The sequence below is a fragment of the Methylobacterium sp. CCH5-D2 genome (assembly GCF_001556475.1).
Classification (GTDB): Bacteria; Pseudomonadota; Alphaproteobacteria; order Rhizobiales; family Beijerinckiaceae; genus Methylobacterium; species Methylobacterium hispanicum.
Window position 1 is genome coordinate 1 of the sequence record NZ_LSIX01000622.1, and the last position, 16,502, is coordinate 16,502.

General features: G+C 73.3%; 18 protein-coding genes and 1 pseudogene. 14 read left to right on the forward strand and 5 right to left on the reverse strand.

The window, feature by feature from the left end:
- A partial coding sequence (locus AX737_RS16645) for a beta-propeller fold lactonase family protein (RefSeq protein ID WP_066923297.1) occupies positions 1-901 on the forward strand: 901 nt, incomplete at its 5' end.
- A gap of 22 nt (positions 902-923) precedes the next feature.
- Here the strand turns inward: AX737_RS16645 and AX737_RS16650 are convergent.
- Both AX737_RS16650 and AX737_RS16655 read right to left on the reverse strand, forming a co-directional pair.
- Positions 924-1,124: a hypothetical protein gene (locus AX737_RS16650; RefSeq protein ID WP_066923300.1), complete on the reverse strand. Its 201-nt coding sequence runs from the start codon at positions 1,122-1,124 to the stop codon at positions 924-926.
- Positions 1,121-2,200 (reverse strand): hydantoinase/oxoprolinase family protein, encoded by a 1,080-nt coding sequence (locus AX737_RS16655; protein ID WP_066923303.1) that lies wholly within the window; start codon positions 2,198-2,200, stop codon positions 1,121-1,123. The genes AX737_RS16650 and AX737_RS16655 overlap by 4 nt, the downstream gene beginning before the upstream one ends.
- Here AX737_RS16655 and AX737_RS16660 point away from each other — a divergent pair.
- From AX737_RS16660 to AX737_RS16670, 3 genes are all read left to right on the forward strand, one after another.
- Positions 2,182-2,928 carry a HisA/HisF-related TIM barrel protein gene (locus AX737_RS16660; RefSeq protein ID WP_238229997.1) on the forward strand — a complete coding sequence of 249 codons (747 nt, stop codon included), beginning with the start codon at positions 2,182-2,184 and terminating at the stop codon, positions 2,926-2,928. The genes AX737_RS16655 and AX737_RS16660 overlap by 19 nt on opposite strands.
- A 64-nt stretch (positions 2,929-2,992) precedes the next feature.
- Positions 2,993-3,595 (forward strand): 3-isopropylmalate dehydratase small subunit, encoded by a 603-nt coding sequence (leuD, locus tag AX737_RS16665; protein WP_066923309.1) that lies wholly within the window; start codon positions 2,993-2,995, stop codon positions 3,593-3,595.
- Between the two features lie 306 nt (positions 3,596-3,901).
- Positions 3,902-5,098 (forward strand): lytic murein transglycosylase, encoded by a 1,197-nt coding sequence (locus tag AX737_RS16670; protein WP_066923312.1) that lies wholly within the window; start codon positions 3,902-3,904, stop codon positions 5,096-5,098.
- Between the two features lie 44 nt (positions 5,099-5,142).
- Here the strand turns inward: AX737_RS16670 and AX737_RS16675 are convergent, their stop codons facing one another.
- The 3 genes from AX737_RS16675 to rplS form a co-directional block, all read right to left on the reverse strand.
- Positions 5,143-5,421: a HEPN domain-containing protein gene (locus tag AX737_RS16675; protein ID WP_066923315.1), complete on the reverse strand. Its 279-nt coding sequence runs from the start codon at positions 5,419-5,421 to the stop codon at positions 5,143-5,145.
- A gap of 115 nt (positions 5,422-5,536) precedes the next feature.
- Positions 5,537-5,986, reverse strand: coding sequence for a nucleotidyltransferase domain-containing protein (locus AX737_RS16680; protein ID WP_238229998.1), 450 nt, complete (start codon positions 5,984-5,986; stop codon positions 5,537-5,539).
- Between the two features lie 154 nt (positions 5,987-6,140).
- Positions 6,141-6,542 (reverse strand): 50S ribosomal protein L19, encoded by a 402-nt coding sequence (gene rplS / locus AX737_RS16685; protein WP_066923317.1) that lies wholly within the window; start codon positions 6,540-6,542, stop codon positions 6,141-6,143.
- Positions 6,543-6,777: 235 nt separating this feature from the next.
- On the opposite strand from rplS, the gene AX737_RS16690 reads away from it, so the two are divergent.
- The 10 genes and pseudogenes from AX737_RS16690 to AX737_RS16735 all read left to right on the forward strand — a co-directional run.
- The gene (locus tag AX737_RS16690) at positions 6,778-7,344 is read left to right on the forward strand and encodes a NifU family protein (RefSeq protein ID WP_066923320.1); all 567 of its coding nucleotides are present in this window, start codon (positions 6,778-6,780) and stop codon (positions 7,342-7,344) included.
- A gap of 189 nt (positions 7,345-7,533) precedes the next feature.
- The gene (gene tsaB, locus AX737_RS16695; RefSeq protein WP_066923345.1) at positions 7,534-8,214 is read left to right on the forward strand and encodes a tRNA (adenosine(37)-N6)-threonylcarbamoyltransferase complex dimerization subunit type 1 TsaB; all 681 of its coding nucleotides are present in this window, start codon (positions 7,534-7,536) and stop codon (positions 8,212-8,214) included.
- Positions 8,211-8,732: a GNAT family N-acetyltransferase gene (locus AX737_RS16700; RefSeq protein ID WP_066923322.1), complete on the forward strand. Its 522-nt coding sequence runs from the start codon at positions 8,211-8,213 to the stop codon at positions 8,730-8,732. Before tsaB ends, AX737_RS16700 begins: the two co-directional genes overlap by 4 nt.
- 22 nt (positions 8,733-8,754) lie before the next feature.
- Entirely contained in the window at positions 8,755-9,618 is an 864-nt protein-coding gene (locus AX737_RS16705; protein WP_066923325.1) for a lysophospholipid acyltransferase family protein, read from the forward strand.
- 341 nt (positions 9,619-9,959) lie between these two features.
- Positions 9,960-11,297, forward strand: coding sequence for a tRNA (N6-isopentenyl adenosine(37)-C2)-methylthiotransferase MiaB (gene miaB, locus AX737_RS16710; protein ID WP_066923328.1), 1,338 nt, complete (start codon positions 9,960-9,962; stop codon positions 11,295-11,297).
- Positions 11,298-11,450: 153 nt separating this feature from the next.
- Positions 11,451-12,482 (forward strand): PhoH family protein, encoded by a 1,032-nt coding sequence (locus AX737_RS16715; protein ID WP_238230012.1) that lies wholly within the window; start codon positions 11,451-11,453, stop codon positions 12,480-12,482.
- A gap of 2 nt (positions 12,483-12,484) precedes the next feature.
- Complete coding sequence (ybeY, locus tag AX737_RS16720) at positions 12,485-13,021, forward strand: rRNA maturation RNase YbeY (protein ID WP_066923334.1); 537 nt, start codon at positions 12,485-12,487, stop codon at positions 13,019-13,021.
- 33 nt (positions 13,022-13,054) lie between these two features.
- Positions 13,055-14,188 carry a hemolysin family protein gene (locus AX737_RS16725; RefSeq protein WP_066923339.1) on the forward strand — a complete coding sequence of 378 codons (1,134 nt, stop codon included), beginning with the start codon at positions 13,055-13,057 and terminating at the stop codon, positions 14,186-14,188.
- A 66-nt stretch (positions 14,189-14,254) separates the two neighbouring features.
- On the forward strand, positions 14,255-15,964 hold the full coding sequence (lnt, locus tag AX737_RS16730) for an apolipoprotein N-acyltransferase (protein ID WP_082773089.1): 1,710 nt from the start codon (positions 14,255-14,257) through the stop codon (positions 15,962-15,964).
- A gap of 47 nt (positions 15,965-16,011) precedes the next feature.
- A pseudogene (locus tag AX737_RS16735) lies at positions 16,012-16,502 on the forward strand (cyanate transporter); the annotation flags it as partial.

Below are 16,502 nucleotides of genomic sequence, written 5' to 3' on the forward strand. Positions count from 1 at the left end.
CCCCCACCCGGCCCGCGCCGCCGAGGCCCTGGTCACCGTCCAGGGCGATAACGCCGTCGAGGTGGTCGATCTCGACGCCGCCAAGGTCGTCCGCCGCATCCCCGTCTCCGGCTCGCCCGCCGGCATCGCGCTCTCGCCCGGCCGCGACACCGCCTACGTCACCCGCCCCGACCTACCGGGCCTCGCGGTGATCGACCTGAGGACCGACACGGTCACGCAGGATCTCAAGCTGCCCGGCGGCCCGCTCGGCATCGGCGTCGATCCGCGCGCCGGCACCGTCTACGTCGCCGACTGGTACGCCGCCCGCGTGCTGGTGCTGCGCCCCGAGGGCGGCAAGCTGGTTGCGGACGGGGAGATCGCGGTCGGACAATCCCCCTCCGGCCTCGCCGTGACCCCGGACGGCGCCACCCTGCTCGTGGCCAACCGCGAGGCCGACAGCGTCTCGGTGGTCGACATCGCCGCGCGCCGGGAGGTCGCCCGGGTGCCGGTGGGGAAGCACCCGTTCGGGCTCACCCTTGATGCGGAGGGGAAGCGCGCCTACACGGCGAACGTCACGGGCGACGACGTCTCGGTGATCGACGTGCCCGCGCGCCGCGAGGTCGGCCGGGTGAAGACCGGCGAGCGGCCCTACGTGGTGGCGCTCGCGGGTGGCCGCGGCTTCGTCACCGACCAGTACGGCAACAGCGTCACGGCCTTCGACCTCGCGACGCTGAAGAGCGTGGGCACGATCGATGTCGGCGACCATCCCGAGGGCATCGGCGCCGCCCGGGACGGCCGCCACCTCTACGTCGCCAACTGGGGCTCGAACACGCTGAGCGTCATCGATGCCGGGACGCTGAAGGTCGTGCGCGAGATCCCGACGGGCGACGGCCCGCGCGCCTTCGGGGATTTCCTGCGGTAGGGTCCGCCCGCTCCCGGGACGCTCAGGCCGCCTCCGGCGGCTCGTCCGGGTCGGGCGCGCCGGAGGAGTTCAGGATGTCCTCCAACTCGTCCACCAGCATGTCGATCTGCTCGTGGGTGGCCAGCACCTTCACCACCTCGCCGCCCTCGGTGGCGAGCGCCAGCTCGATATGCGGGCCGACCCGGGTGGTCAGGACGCGGGCGAGGATCTTGATGGCGCTCATGCGGATCTCCCGGCAGGGCTCTCGGTCTGGTCGTCGGCACTGATGAGGCCCACCGCCAGGGCGGGGCCGCAGGTCGAGGCGAAGGCGGGCTCGCCCGCGATGCGGGCCGCCAGGATCGCGGTGAGGGGGATGGCGGCGCGCCCGAGCCGGGCGGCGAGGCGCTCGGCCAGGAACGCGCCGGCCCCGCAGGTGACCAGCGGTGCGTCGGCCGGCAGGTCGGGTCGCGAGAGCAGCGCGGCGGCCGCGTCGTGGAGCTGGCGCAGCTGCGCCTCGGCGAAATGGCGGGCCAGCGCGGCCCACTCGGCCGCGCTCCCCTCCCCGCGGTCGCGGCCCACCATCCGGGCGAGCCGCGTCTCGCTCTCGGGGATCGACTTGCCCTTGAGGTCGCCCGTGTGCTGCTGGTCCGCCTCCTCGGCGAGGTCGCCCAGGATGCGGTGGACGTCGCCCGCATGCGCGAAGGTCTCGGCCATCAGCCGGGTGCGCCGTCCGCGGAAGGGCGCGTGGTCGGCGAGCGCGAGGAGCGGCGTGCGCACCACGCCCGTGTAGACGAGTTCCCCCGTCTCCAGGCGCTCGGCGTCGCTGTAGCCCGCGCTCGCCGGCGCCCCGTCCACGATCGGGATCAGGTCGGCGGTGGTCGAGCCGATATCGACGAGCAGCGCGTGGCGGAGATGGCGCCCGACGAGCGCGGCGGTCGCGTGCCAGTTCGCCGAGGCGATGTCGGCGGCACAGCCCTCCGCCCGCTCCGGCGCGACGAAGCCGGCGCGGCCGGCGTAGATCCGCACGTCTCCGGCGAGGGTCCGCGCCGCCCAGCCGGCGAGCTGGGCCACCCCGTCGGCGCGGTCGGCAAAGCAGTCGGTCAGCTCGCCCGTCATGGTGACGGCGTGCTCCGCCTCGCCGCGGGTCCAGTCCGGCAGCCCGGCCAGCGTCTTGTCGAGCGCGGGCAGGCCGCGCCAGAGCGGGCAGGCCGCCTGCACCACGTCGCGCACGACGCCGTCCTCGACGAGCGCCGCCTTGACGTGCACCCCCCCGAGATCCCACCCGATTCTTCTGCGACTTGATGTCGAAGCAACTGACACGAGGCGTCTCGATGGAGGAGCGGGTGGAGGGTTTCGCGGTGATCCCGGTGCTCGACCTGCGTCACGGCCGGGTGGTCCGGGCGCGCCGGGGCGAGCGCGACTCCTATGCCCCGATCGAGACGCCCTTGGCAAAGGGCTCGGCACCGGGCGCGGTCGCGGCCGGGATCCTGGCGGCCTTCCCCGCCCCGATCCTCTACGTGGCCGACCTCGACGCGATCATCGACGGCGGCCCGCCCGACCGCGCCGCCCTGGAGGCCATCGCGCGGGCCTGCCCCGGCACGGTGCTCTGGGTCGATGCGGGCTTCCACGACCGGGCCGCGACCGAGGCCTTCGCGGATGCCGGGCTCGGCCGCCCGGTGATCGGCAGCGAGAGCCAGCGCGACGCCGACCTCGTGCGGGCGCTCGGCGACCGGGCGGTGCTCTCCCTCGACAGCCGAGGTGACGAGCGGCTCGGTCCGGCCGCGCTCCACGACGATCCGGATCTCTGGCCCCGCGACGTGATCGTGATGACGCTCGCCCGCGTCGGCGCCGATGCCGGTCCCGACCTCGACGGCATCCGCGACGTCCGGCGCCGGGCGCCCGGCGCGCGCGTCCACGCGGCCGGCGGCGTGCGCGGGCCGGACGACCTCGCGGCGCTCGCGCAAGCGGGCGCGGCCGGCGCCCTGGTCGCGACCGCGCTCCACGACGGGCGCCTGCGCCCGGAGGACATGGCGGCGCTCGCCCGGTAAACTTCCGGGGCCGGACCGGCGCTGCTATAGGCTGGTCCGACCCCGATCGACGGCACGACGAGCAATGGAAAAATTCACCACCCTGGAGGGCGTCGCGGCGCCCATGCGGATCATCAACATCGACACCGACCGCATCATCCCGAAGCAGTACCTCAAGACGATCAAGCGCACCGGCCTCGGCAAGGGCCTGTTCTCCGAGATGCGCTACAACGAGGACGGCTCGGACAACCCGGACTTCGTCCTCAACCGGCCGGCCTACCGCAACGCCAAGATCCTGGTGGTGGGCGACAATTTCGGCTGCGGCTCCTCGCGCGAGCACGCCCCCTGGGCGCTGGCCGATTTCGGCATCCGCTGCGTGATCTCGACGAGCTTCGCCGACATCTTCTTCAACAACTGCGCCAAGAACGGCATCCTGGCGATCGTGGTCTCTCCCGAGGATCTTGAGAAGCTGTTCGAGGATGCCGAGCGGGGCCAGAACGCCACGCTCTCGATCGACCTCGAAGCCCAGACCATCCGCGGCCCCGACGGCGGAACGCTGCACTTCGACATCGACCCGGCCCGCAAGCACAACCTGCTCAACGGCCTCGACGAGATCGGCCTGACGCTGGAGCGGGCGTCCGCCATCGACGCCTACGAGGCCAAGCTCGCGGAGCGCGGCTGGGCCTGAGGGCGGCCTGCGTCGCGCCGGGGCCCTTTCCCGGGCGTATGAAGCGTCAGCGGAATGCGACCCGGGACCCAGCACAGGAAGACGCGAAGCGACCATTCTGCTGCGCTGGTGCCGAAGATGGAGCCGCTTCGCGGCCCTTTATTCTCTGGATCCCGGATCGCCTTCCACTTCGTTCCAGGCGTCCGGGAAAAGGGCGAGGGCGATCGACGCGCACCGGAGACGCGGCCTCCGGGCAACCTGATCACGGTTCCTTTACCTTGATGCCGCCTTGAATGGGCGGCATCCGAGACCGCAAGGAGCCGCCTGATGACGACGACGCCGCGCGCCACGATCCTCTCCCTGCTGGGGCTCGCCGGGATGCTGGCGGCCGTGCCCGCCCGGGCGAGCTTCGACGCGTGTCTGGCCGGCATCCAGGCCCAGGCGGCCCAGCAGGGCGTCTCGGCCCAGGCCTTCCGGGCGGCGACGGCCGGCATCAGCTTCGACGACAAGGTCATCGAGCTCTCCCAGGCCCAGCCCGAGTTCAAGACGCCGATCTGGGACTACATGGCCGCCCTCGTGGACGAGGAGCGGGTCGAGGACGGGCGCGCGGCCATGCGCCAGCACGCGGCGGCGCTGGCGCAGGCCGAGGCGCGCTACGGCGTCGATCGCCACACCATCGCGGCGGTCTGGGGCGTCGAATCGAATTTCGGCAAGAACCTCGGCAAGATGCCGCTGGTGCAGTCGCTGGCCACCCTCGCCTGCTCGGGCAACCGGCGCCGGGACTTCTTCCGCGGGGAACTCCTCGCCACCCTCAAGATCATCGCCCACGGCGACATCGCGCCCGAGCGCCTGACCGGCTCCTGGGCCGGCGCCTTCGGCCAGACCCAGTTCATGCCGACCACCTACCAGCGCCTCGCGGTCGATCTCGACGGCGACGGGCGCCGCGACGTGGTCGATTCGGTGGCCGACGCGGTGGGCTCCACGGCGAACTTCCTGCGCGCCGCCAAGTGGAACAACGGCACGCCCTGGGGCTACGAGGTGCGCCTGCCGCGCGGCTTCAACGTCGCGGCGGCCGGCCGCAAGAACAAGCACGCGGTCGGCCACTGGGCCTCGCTCGGCGTGACCCGGGTCGATGGCCGCCCGCTCTCGGGCGAGGGCCCGGCCGGCATCATCGCGCCGGCGGGCGTCGACGGTCCGGCCTTTCTGGTGACGAAGAACTTCGACGCGATCTACTCCTACAACGCGGCCGAGTCCTACGGGCTCGCGATCGCGGTGCTCTCCGACCGGCTGCGCGGGCGCCCCGGCGTCCAGGCCGAGTGGCCGACCGACGACCCGCCTCTGTCGCGCGCCGAGCGCCGCGACCTGCAGGTCCGCCTGACGCGGCGCGGCTACGACGTCGGCGAGCCGGACGGCAAGGTCGGCCAGAAGACCCGCGACGCGATCAAGGCGGTCGAGCGCGAGCTCGGCATGCCGCAGACCGGCCGCCCGGGCGGCAAGGTGCTGGAAGCGCTGCGGCGGGGGTGAGACTACGGGCCTGCGGTCCAGCACCTCCGTGCCACGCGTGATGCCTATGGGAGCGGAAATGCTTCCCGCAGCCCCGCAACAAACGTTTCGGCCTGCGCCACCGCGCGGGTCGCATCCTCCAGCGATAGAGGCCCCGCGGCGTAATCTCCCTGCAGGCGGACCTGCTGTACCTTGTTGAGCGCCTTGCTGTAGGCGACATCCAACTGGCCGGTCTGCACCAGTTCCCTGCTGAACAGGCTGATCAGGCCGTTATGCGTCTTTGGACCGGGACCCTCGGAGACGATGCCCTTGATCCGCAGGGCCGCGTGGACGGCATCGAACATTGCGTAGTAGGCCCTGTTCCGGCCCCAGCCGCATCACCCTCTCGCACCAGCATCCGCGCCGACTCAAGGGCCCGGATCGAGCGTGCGCGGAAGAATTGCGGCGTGTCGCCCTCGCTCACAGGCGCACCCCCTCGCGCTTGACGGCAGCGAGGAGCGCCGGATTGTTGAACGTCTCGGGCGAGCGCAGGTCTTCGTCCCAGAGCGGCAGGACGTTCACGAGGACGTCCGTCTCCAACAGCACGTCGACGGCGACATCCGCCATGTCGAGCGTGACCTTCATGCGGTCGCCTCTCTCCCCCTCGAGCACCAGTGCCAGATCGGCGTCGCTCTCGTGCGTGTGGGTCTGGCGGGCGCGGCTGCCGAACAGGATCGCCTCGCGGATCGGGTAGCGGCCGTCGAGCCGGTGCAGGAACGCTTCCACCGCGCGCCGCGTCTGCGGATCCATCTGGCCCGGCACTTCCGCGGGGAGGTCCGGATGAGCGAGCACCATCCGGGCGATCTCGTCCTGCTGGGCAGGGGGTAATTGCCGTGCCCGCGCCAGGGCCCGATCGAGCAGCGTCGTCATCGCTTCCCGCTCCGAAACGCGTCGCGAGCATCCTACAGACGATCCCCGCCCACGGAAGATGGACGCGCCGCGGCCAAAGAAAAACCCGCCCCGGACGGACCGGCGCGGGCTTTCCTCAACGGCGCCGCCCCGGAGGGCGGCAAGTCCAGAAAGCTTACTCGGCGGCGGCCGGAGCGGCCTTCGCGCCCTTCGGGGCCTTGTTGCGTTCGACGCGCTCGACGATGCGGGCCGACTTACCGCGGCGGTCGCGCAGGTAGTACAGCTTGGCGCGGCGCACCTTGCCGCGGCGGGCCACCTTGATCGAGTCGATCATCGGGGAGTGCACCGGGAAGACGCGCTCGACGCCCTCGCCGTAGGAGATCTTGCGGACCGTGAAGCTCTCGTTGAGGCCGCCGCCCGAGCGGGCGATGCAGACGCCCTCGTAGGCCTGGACGCGGGTGCGCTCACCCTCCTTCACGCGGACGTTCACGATCAGGGTGTCGCCCGGCTCGAAATCCGGAATGGTCTTGGCGAGGCGCGCGACTTCCTCGCGCTCCAGCTGCTCGATGATGTTCATGGCAATGCTCCAGCCGTTGCGTCCCGGATCCCCGGATGGGATCGGCACGCCAGGATTTCGGCGATCCTGTTGTGAGTTGGCGGTGCCGTTACAGGATCGGGACGGGTTTGTCGATCCTCGGTCGCACCGGGACCCGCGGTTGAGAAAATCCGCGTGCCGGGCCACATGAGGGGCGGCGCACGCGCGGCGCCGTTCCCGGCCGGCCTTGAACCGGCGCAGCGGACGAGGATTCCCCATGTTCATCCAGACCGAAGCCACCCCGAACCCCGCCACCCTGAAGTTCCTGCCGGGCCGCGTCGTCCTGCCCGAGGGCACCTTCGAGGCGAAGGACGCAGGAGGCGCCGCCCGCTCGCCGCTGGCCTCCCGCCTGTTCGGGGTGCCGGGCGTGGCCGGCGTCTATTTCGGGCACGACTTCATCTCGGTCACCAAGGCCGAGGGCGACGATTCCTGGCCCCAGGTGAAGCCCGCCGTGCTCGGCGCCATCATGGAGCATTTCCAGTCCGGCGCTCCCGTGCTGGAGGACGCCGCCGACGCCGCCGACGACACCTCGGAGGAGTTCTACGACGCGGCCGACCACGACACGGTCGTGACCATCAAGGACCTGCTGGAGACCCGGGTGCGCCCCGCGGTGGCGGGCGACGGCGGCGACATCACCTTCCGGGGCTACAAGGAGGGCGTGGTCTACCTCGAGATGAAGGGCGCCTGCTCGGGCTGCCCCTCCTCCACCGCGACGCTGCGCCAGGGCGTGCAGAACCTGTTCCGCCACTTCCTGCCGCAGATCCGCGAGGTCCAGGCGGTCTGAGGCGCCAGCGGGGACGCCCGGGACAGACGCCCGGGACAGACGCCCGGGACCGACGCCCGCGCGCAACACCCGAGGCCCAACCCTGTGCAAGCACGGCCGCTCCGCCTGACGGGGCGGCCGTTTTGCCGTAGGGTCGTCTGCGTATCCATCGACTGGGCCGGCGGGAGGGCGTCGGCGACGGGAGTGAGCTTGCGTATCCTGGCCATCGACACGGCGCTCGACCTCTGCTCCGCCTGCGTCCTCGACGACGCGGCCGAGGCGCCGCTCGCGCAGGAGAGCATGGCGCTCGCCCGCGGCCATGCCGAGGCCCTGCTGCCCCTGGTCGAGCGGGTGATGGCCCGCGTCGAGGGCGGCTTCGAGAGCCTGGAGCGGATCGCCGTCACGGTCGGGCCCGGCAGCTACACGGGATTGCGCGTCGGGCTCTCGGCCGCGCGGGCGCTGGGGCTGGCGCTGGGGAAGCCGGTGGTGGGCGTCACCACGCTCTCCGCCCTGCTGACCCCGCTGCTCGCCGCCAACCACGAGGGCACGCTCGCCGCCGCGATCGACGCCCGCCACGGCGCCGTCTACCTGCTGGCGCTGAGCGCGGGCGAGGGCATCGTGGTGCCGCCCGCCCACATCACGGTCGAGGCGGCCGCCGGGCGGCTGGGCGCCGGTCCCGTGACGCTCGTCGGCTCGGGCGCGCCCGCGCTCGCCGCCGCCCTCCAGGCCCGCGGCGTGCCCGCCCTGGTCGCCGACACCGCGGGTCCCGACATCGTCTCGGTCGCCTCCCTGGGGCAGGTGGCCGACCCCGCCCAGGCCCTGCCCCGGCCGATGTACCTGCGCGGGCCCGACGCCCAGCCCCAGGACCACGCCCGCCTCGCCCGCCGATGACCCGTCCCGTCTCGCCCTTCTGGCCCTACGAGTGGTGGCTCTCCTGGTGGGACGCGCTCCTGCCCGAGCCTTACGTCGCGCCGCTCACGGATGCCGCCCAGGCGCGGGCGATGGCGCGCCTCCACGCCACCGCCTTCGCCCGGCCCTGGGACGCGCACGAGTTCGAGCGGATGCTGTGCGAGCGCTCGACCCACGCCCACGCCCTCTGGCGGGCCGGCACGCTTCAGGGCTTCATCCTGTCGCGGCAGGCCGCCGACGAGGCCGAGATCCTCACCGTCGTCCTGGCGCCCACGGCCCGCGGCGGCGGCCTGAGCCACCGCCTGCTGCGCGAGCATCTCGCCGCGCTCGCCCGCGCCCGCGTCGCCGCGGTGCATCTGGAGGTGGACGAGGGCAACGCGCCCGCGCTGAAGCTCTACGCCCGGCACGGCTTCGTCCGGGTCGGGCAGCGCACCGGCTACTACCTGAAGGCGGACGGCAGCCGCGCCACCGCGCTCACCATGCGGGCCGACCTCGCATGAGGCGCGCGACGAGGCTCCCGCGGTGACACGGATCGGCATCGCCGCCCGCCTCGCGGTGATGGCCGCGGCCTTCGGGCTGCTCGTCGGCCCGCACTGGCTGGGCTTGCGCCTCGGGCGCCCCTCCGGCCGGGCGCCGGTGCTGTTCCACCGCCTGTTCCTGCGCCTCTTCGGCGTGCGGGTGACGCAGAGCGGCACACCGCCGCGGCCCGGCGAGCCGGCCCTGGTGCTGGCCAACCACGTCTCCTGGCTCGACATCGTGGCGCTGGGCTCGCTCCGCCCGCTCTCCTTCGTGGCGAAGTCCGAGATCGCCGGCTGGCCGGTGATCGGCTGGTTCGCGGTGCTGCAGCAGACCCTCTTCATCGACCGGGCGCGGCGCGGGGCGACCGCCGAGGTCAACCGGGCGCTGGGCCAGCGTCTCGCGGCGGGCGAGCTGATCGTGCTGTTCGCGGAGGGCACGACCGGCGACGGCACCCGGCTCCTGCCCTTCCGCTCCTCGCTCGTCGGCGCCGCCCGCACGGCGATCGAGGCCGAGGAGGGCCGCCTGCCGCATCTGCGCCTGCAGCCCCTGGCGCTCGCCTATCCGCGCCGCAACGGGATGCCGGTGACCCGGGCCGAGCGGCCGGACGTGGCCTGGTACGGCGACATGGAGCTGGCGCCCCATCTCGCGACCTTCCTGCGCGAGGGGCCGATCGACGTGCACGTGGCCTGGGGCGCGCCGATCGCCTTCGAGGCCGGCACCGACCGCAAGCGCGCCACCGCCCTGGCCGAGGCGGCGGTGCGGGGCGCCTTGCGCGAGCTGCGGGCCGGGACGCCGCAGGCCGGCACGACGGTCGGCACGCGCCCCTCCGACGTTCCTGCTCCGGCCGGCGACCTCGCACCGGTCTGAGTCGACGCCGGCTCCGCGGCCCGCTCCGAAGGAACCGCACCCGTTTCCCGGACGCCTGGAGCGTCAGCGGAAGGTGGTCCGGGACCTAGCGAACAGAGTGCCGCGAAGCGGCTCGATCTCCAGCACCGGTGCAGCATCCGGACGCTTCGCGACGTTCCGTGCTGGATCCCGGGTCGCATTCCGCTCGCGCTCCATGCGCCCGGGACAGGGGCGTCGGGAGGAGGCGGTCTCGGGGTGATCCGCGGCCGCCGCGACGCGCGGCCGAAACTGTGCTAGAGCCCGCCTCCCGCCGCCCAGTGAGGATTTCGCGGCCGGTCGACGGACAAGCGGGACCGGACGCGTTGAAGAAAGCCTTCGTCAAATCCTACGGCTGCCAGATGAACGCCTACGACGCCGCTCGCATGGCGGACGTGCTGGGCGCCGAGGGCTACGCGCCGACCGACACCGTGGAGGACGCCGACGTCGTCGTCCTCAACACCTGCCACATCCGCGAGAAGGCCGCCGAGAAGGTCTATTCCGAGCTCGGGCGCCTGCGCGAGCTGAAGGGCGAGCGCAAGCGCGCCGGCCTCGACACCCGCATCGTGGTGGCGGGCTGCGTGGCGCAGGCCGAGGGCGCCGAGATCGTCGCCCGGCAGCCCGCCGTCGACGTGGTGGTGGGCCCCCAGAGCTACCACCGCCTGCCCGACCTCATCGCCCGCTCGCGCGCGCGCCGCGTCGTCGACACCGAGTTCCCGGTCGAGGACAAGTTCGACCACCTGCCGGCCCGGCGCAACCGCGGCGTCGGCGCCTTCCTCACCGTGCAGGAGGGCTGCGACAAGTTCTGCGCCTTCTGCGTGGTGCCCTACACCCGCGGCGCCGAGGTCTCGCGCTCCGTCGCGGCCGTCGTCGGCGAGGCCGAGACGCTCGTCGCCGAGGGCGTGCGCGAGATCACCCTGATCGGCCAGAACGTGAACGCCTATCACGGCGTGGGCGCCGACGGCGCGGCCGCCACCCTGCCCGACCTGATGCGGGCGGTGGCCGCCATTCCGGGGGTCGCGCGCATCCGCTACACCACGAGCCACCCGAACGACATGGCCGAGGACCTGATCCGGGCGCATGCCGAGATCCCGGCCCTGATGCCCTACCTGCACCTGCCCGTGCAGTCGGGCTCCGACCGCATCCTCAAGGCGATGAACCGCAAGCACACGGGCGATCAGTACCGCCGCCTGATCGAGCGGGTGCGGGCGAGCCGGCCGGACATCGCCCTATCGTCCGACTTCATCGTGGGCTTCCCCGGCGAGACGGATGCGGACTTCGCCGACACGATGCGGCTCGTGGAGGACGTCGGCTTCCAGAGCGCCTTCTCGTTCAAGTACAGCCCGCGCCCCGGCACCCCCGCGGCCGAGCGGGCCGACGCCGTGCCCGAGGCCGTGAAGTCCGAGCGGCTGGCCGCGCTCCAGGCGCTCCTCGACCGGCAGCGCCACGCCTACCAGCGCGCCGCCGAGGGGCAGGTGTTCGAGGTCCTGGTCGAGAAGGCCGGGCGCCACCCCGGCCAGGTCGCCGGCAAGACGCCGCACCTGCTGGCCGTCCATTTCGAGGCGCCGGCCTCGACCATCGGCCGCGTCGTCGCGGTCCGCATCCGCGAGGCGGGGGCGAACAGCCTTCACGGCGAATTGGTCGCGCGGGCCGAGGCCGCGTGAGGCGACACCGCGCCTCTCCCGCCCCGCGCGGGAGGACCTATCTACGTCCCGTCACCAGAGGACCTGCCTTTGACGCCATCTGACGGAGCGGCCGGGCGGGGCGCGCCGCGCCCCCGCGGCGCCGGCCCCCGCGGCCCCTACGAGACCGCCGAGATCTCGCTCACCTTCGACGACAACCGGTTGGCCAGCCTCGTCTTCGGCCAGTACGACCAGAACGTCGCGCATATCGAGCGCCGCCTGGAGGTGACCGCGACGGCGCTCGGCAACCACCTCGTGGTCAAGGGACCGCCGGACGCCGCCGAACTCGCCCGCCGCGTGTTCGAGAAGCTCTACGACCGCGCCCGCGCGGGCGGCCCGCTCACGACCGGCGACGTCGACGGGGCGATCCAGGAGGCCACGGTCCAGGGCAACCTGTTCCCCTCCGCCGAGATCCCGGCCGAGACCGGCAACGGATCGGGCGGCAACGGCCAGCATTTCGAGCAGATCGCCACCCGCCGCCGCGGTGCGGTCCGCGCCCGCAACGCCGCGCAGGACGCCTACATCCGGGCCCTGCGCACGAACGAGCTCGTCTTCGCCGAGGGGCCGGCCGGCACCGGCAAGACCTGGCTGGCCGTCGGCCATGCGGTCTCGCTCCTCGAGCAGGGCCACGCCGAGCGGCTGATCCTGTCGCGCCCCGCCGTCGAGGCCGGCGAGCGCCTCGGCTTCCTGCCCGGCGACATGCGCGAGAAGGTCGATCCGTACCTGCGCCCGATCTACGACGCCCTCTACGACTTCATGGAGGCGCGCCACGTCGATCGCGGCCTGCAGACCGGCATCATCGAGATCGCGCCGCTCGCCTTCATGCGCGGGCGCACGCTCACCAACGCCGTGGTGCTGCTCGACGAGGCGCAGAACACCACCTCGATGCAGATGAAGATGTTCCTCACCCGGCTCGGCGAGAACTCGCGCATGATCGTCACGGGCGACCCGAGCCAGATCGACCTGCCGCCCGGCCAGAAATCCGGCCTCGTCGAGGCGGTCTCGGTCCTCGACGGCGTCGAGGGGATCGGGCGCGTGACCTTCAAGGACGTGGACGTGGTGCGCCACGACCTCGTGCGCCGCATCGTCACCGCCTACGAGCGCGCCTCCCACGGCGAATCGGAGGCCGACCGCAACCCGAACCCGCGCCGCCGGCCGCTCGCCTGACCATGCGGCGGACGCGGAGCCGGATCGAGGCCGAGATCGACGTGGCGATCGAGGATGCGCGCTGGGAGGAGGCCGTGCCGGACCTCGAACCTCTGGTGATTCGCGCCGTGGAGGCGGGGATCGCCGCCGCGCCCGCGCGGCCCGCGGGCGCCCTCGAGGTCAGCGTGCTGCTCGCGGACGACGAAGCCGTGCAGGAACTCAACCGCACGTGGCGGGCCAAGGACAAGCCCACCAACGTGCTGTCCTTCCCGGCGGCGCCCCAGCCGCGCCATGCGGGCGTCGCGACGCCGCTCGGTGACGTGGTTCTTGCGTATGACACGGTGCTGCGCGAGAGTACGGAGCAGTCGAAGCCGCTCCGCGACCACCTCGCCCACCTCCTCGTTCATGGCACCCTGCACCTGCTCGGACAGGACCACGAGACCGGCGAGGCCGAGGCCGACGCCATGGAGGCGCTCGAGATCGCGGCGCTGGCGGGGCTCGGCATCCCGAACCCCTACGCCGAAGACCATTTCGACGAGCCCCCCGATGCGCCTCCTTAGGCGGTCGGCGACCTCACCCCTGAACCGGACGACATGACCAACGATCGAAGTCGCGGCGCGGCCCAGGCCGCGTCCAGCATCCCCGAAGGCGAGCAGGGCCAGGCGCGCGAGCCCTGGTACGACCGCCTGCTCCAGGCCCTGCACCTGAAGCCGCGCGACAGCCTCCGCGACGACATCGAGGACGCACTCAGCGAGCCCGATTCGGGCGAGAACGGGTTCTCGCCCTACGAGCGCGCCATGCTCAAGAACGTGCTCGGCCTGCACAAGGTGCGGGTCGACGACGTGATGATCCCGCGGGCCGACATCGTCGCGGTCTCGATCGAGACGAGCCTCGGCGACCTGCTGCGGCTGTTCCGCACCGCCGGCCATTCCCGCCTTCCGGTCTACGGCGAGACGCTGGACGACCCCCGCGGCATGGTCCACATCCGCGACTTCGTCGATCACATCGCGGCCCGCGCCGAGGCGGAGGCGCGCCGCGGCGCGCCCGTGCCGGGCGCCCAGGCGGCGGCGATGGCCGGCACGATCGATCCGCAGAGCCCGGCGGCCCGCACCCGGCGCGGCGCGGCGCGCGCGCTGCGCATGCTCAACCTCGGCAACGTCGATCTCTCGGCGACCTTGGCCTCGACGCAGATCCAGCGCCCGGTCCTGTTCGTGCCGCCCTCCATGCCGGCGATCGACCTCCTGGTCCGCATGCAGGCCCAGCGCACCCACATGGCGCTCGTCATCGACGAGTACGGCGGCACCGACGGGCTGATCTCGATCGAGGACCTGATCGAGATGGTGGTGGGCGACATCGAGGACGAGCACGACGTGGCCGAGGGCCGGATGGTGCAACGCCTCGACGGCGAGGCGGAGATCTTCGTGGCGGATGCCCGCGCGCCGCTCGCCGAGGTCTCGGAGGCGACCGGCGTCGATCTGGTGGCGGCGGTGGGCGAGATGGCCGAGGAGATCGACACGCTCGGCGGCATGGTGGTGACGCTGGCCGGCCGCGTGCCCGCCCGCGGCGAGACCATCAGCGGCCCGGGCGAGCTGGAATTCGAGGTGCTCGACGCCGACCCGCGCCGCCTCAAGCGCCTGCGCTTCAAGCGCGGCCCCGCCCGGATCGAGGCGGTGGTGCCGCTGGCCCTGCCCCCGCCCGCCGCGGTCGCAGAGCCGCCGCGGGCGTAATCGAGGAGGCGTCACGCTTTCGGCGCCTTTTCCCGGCCAAGGGATCCGTCTACGGGTCCGGGACCGATGGCACTGACGCTCTCCCTTCACAGCCGCACCGCGCATCCCACGGACGGGCCGCGCGGGGGCGCAGGGCTCTTGCGCCCGATCCTGCGCCTGACCGGCTGGCGCCGGCTCGGCCTCGCCTGGCTCGCCGGCGCGCTCGGCGCGCTCGCCATGCCGCCCTTCGGCGTCCTGCCCGCCCTCGCCCTCTCGCTGAGTGTCGCCGTCTGGCTCACCGACGCGGCCTCAGCCGACCGTCCGGCGCTCCGGCGGATCCTGCCCTGCGGGCTCGTCGGCTGGGCCTGGGGCTTCGGCTACCTCACCGCCGGGCTGTGGTGGCTGGGTGCCGCCTTCCTGGTCGAGGCGGACGAATTCGCCTGGGCGATGCCGCTCGGCGTCGTCGGCCTGCCCTTCGGGCTCGGCCTGTTCTACGGCGCGGGCTTCGCGCTAGCGGGCGCGCTCTGGGTGCGCGGTCCCGGCCGGATCGCGGCGCTCGCCTTCGGTGTCGGCGCGGCCGAGTGGCTGCGTGGGCACGTCCTCACGGGCTTCCCCTGGAACACGCTTGGCATGGCGCTCGGCCAGGACCTCCGGCTGATGCAGGCGGCGAGCGTCGTCGGCCTCTACGGATTGACCGTGCTCGCCGTCCTGGTCTGCGCCGCGCCGGCCACGCTCGCCACCGGCTCGAACCCGCGCAGCCGCTTCGGGCCGACGCTCGCCGCGGGCATCGTGCTGGCGGCGCTCGCCCTCCACGGGGCGTGGCGGGTGGATCCGGCGCCCGACCCGGTGGTGGCCGGGGTGCGCCTGCGCCTCGTGCAGCCGAACCTGCCCCAGGACGCCAAGTTCCGGCCCGAGAACCGCGACGACATCGTCGAGCGCTACGTCGAGCTGACACGGCGTGCCCCGGAGCCCGGCGAGCCGCGCCCGACCCACATCGTCTGGCCGGAATCGGCCTTCCCCTTCCTCATCCAGCGCGATCCCGATGCGCTGGCCAAGGTCGGCGCCGGGCTGGAGCCGGGCCAGATCCTGCTCACCGGCGCGGCGCGGGCCGACGAGCCGCTGCCGGGGGAGCGCCTGCGCTACTACAACGCCATCCTGGCGATCGAGCCGGGCGGGCGGATCACCGACAGCTACGACAAGGTCCACCTCGTGCCCTTCGGCGAGTACCTGCCCGCGCCCCTCGACTGGCTGCTGCGGGCGGTGGGCCTGCGCCAGTTCGTGGCGATCCCCGGCGGCTTCACGGCCGGTGAGCGGGCGGCCCAGCGCATCCTCACCGTGCCCGGCCTGCCGCCGGTGGCCGCCACGATCTGCTACGAGGCGATCTTCCCCGGCGCGATCCTGCCCGGCGCGATCCTGCCCAATGGTGCCGCGCAGGCGGCCGGCGCGCCGCCGGGCCTGATCCTGAACGTCACCAACGACGCGTGGTTCGGCGACACGCCGGGGCCCCGCCAGCACCTCGCCCAGGCACGCCTGCGCGCCGTCGAGGAGGGCCTGCCCCTGGTGCGCGACGCCAACACGGGCATCTCGGCGGTGATCGACCCGCACGGGCGCATCACCGCGAGCCTGCCGCTCGATCGTGAGCGGGTCCTCGACGCCGACCTGCCCGCGCGCCTCGTCGGCGGCACTCTCTACGGCCGCCTCGGCGACCTGCCCTTCGGGCTGATGCTCGCCGCCTGCCTGGTGGGGGCGCTGCGCGCCACCCTGCGGGCGGCGTCGCGCGCCGGAACGGGCGCGTGAGCGCAGCCGCGAGGGCGCCGCACCCGCTGCTCCTCGGGTGCGGATTGATGCTGGTCGCCTTCAACCTGCGCCCGGCGCTCACCACGGTCGGGCCGCTGCTCGCCGCCATCCGCGCCGAGACGGGCCTCGGCGCCGCGGGCGCCGCCGTGCTCACCACCCTGCCGGTCCTGTTCCTCGGCCTCGCCTGCGCGCTCAGCCCCGCTGTCGGGCGGCGGCTCGGGCCGGACCGGGGCATCCTGCTCGCCGCCGCAATCGTCGCCGCGGGGCTGGCGCTGCGGGCGCTCGGCGGCCTCGGACCGCTCTTCGCCGGGGCCTGCCTCGCATCGCTCGGGATCGGGCTCGCGGGCGTGCTGATCCCCGGCCTCGTCAAGCGGGAATTCCCCGGCCGCGCCGGCCTGATGACCGGCCTCTACACCATGACGCTCTGCCTCGGCGCCGCGGCGGGTGCCGGCCTCACCGTGCCGCTCCAGGGCCTGTTCGGCGGCGACTGGTCGCTGGCGCTCGCCGCCTGGGCGGCGCCGGCGCTCCTCGCCGCGCT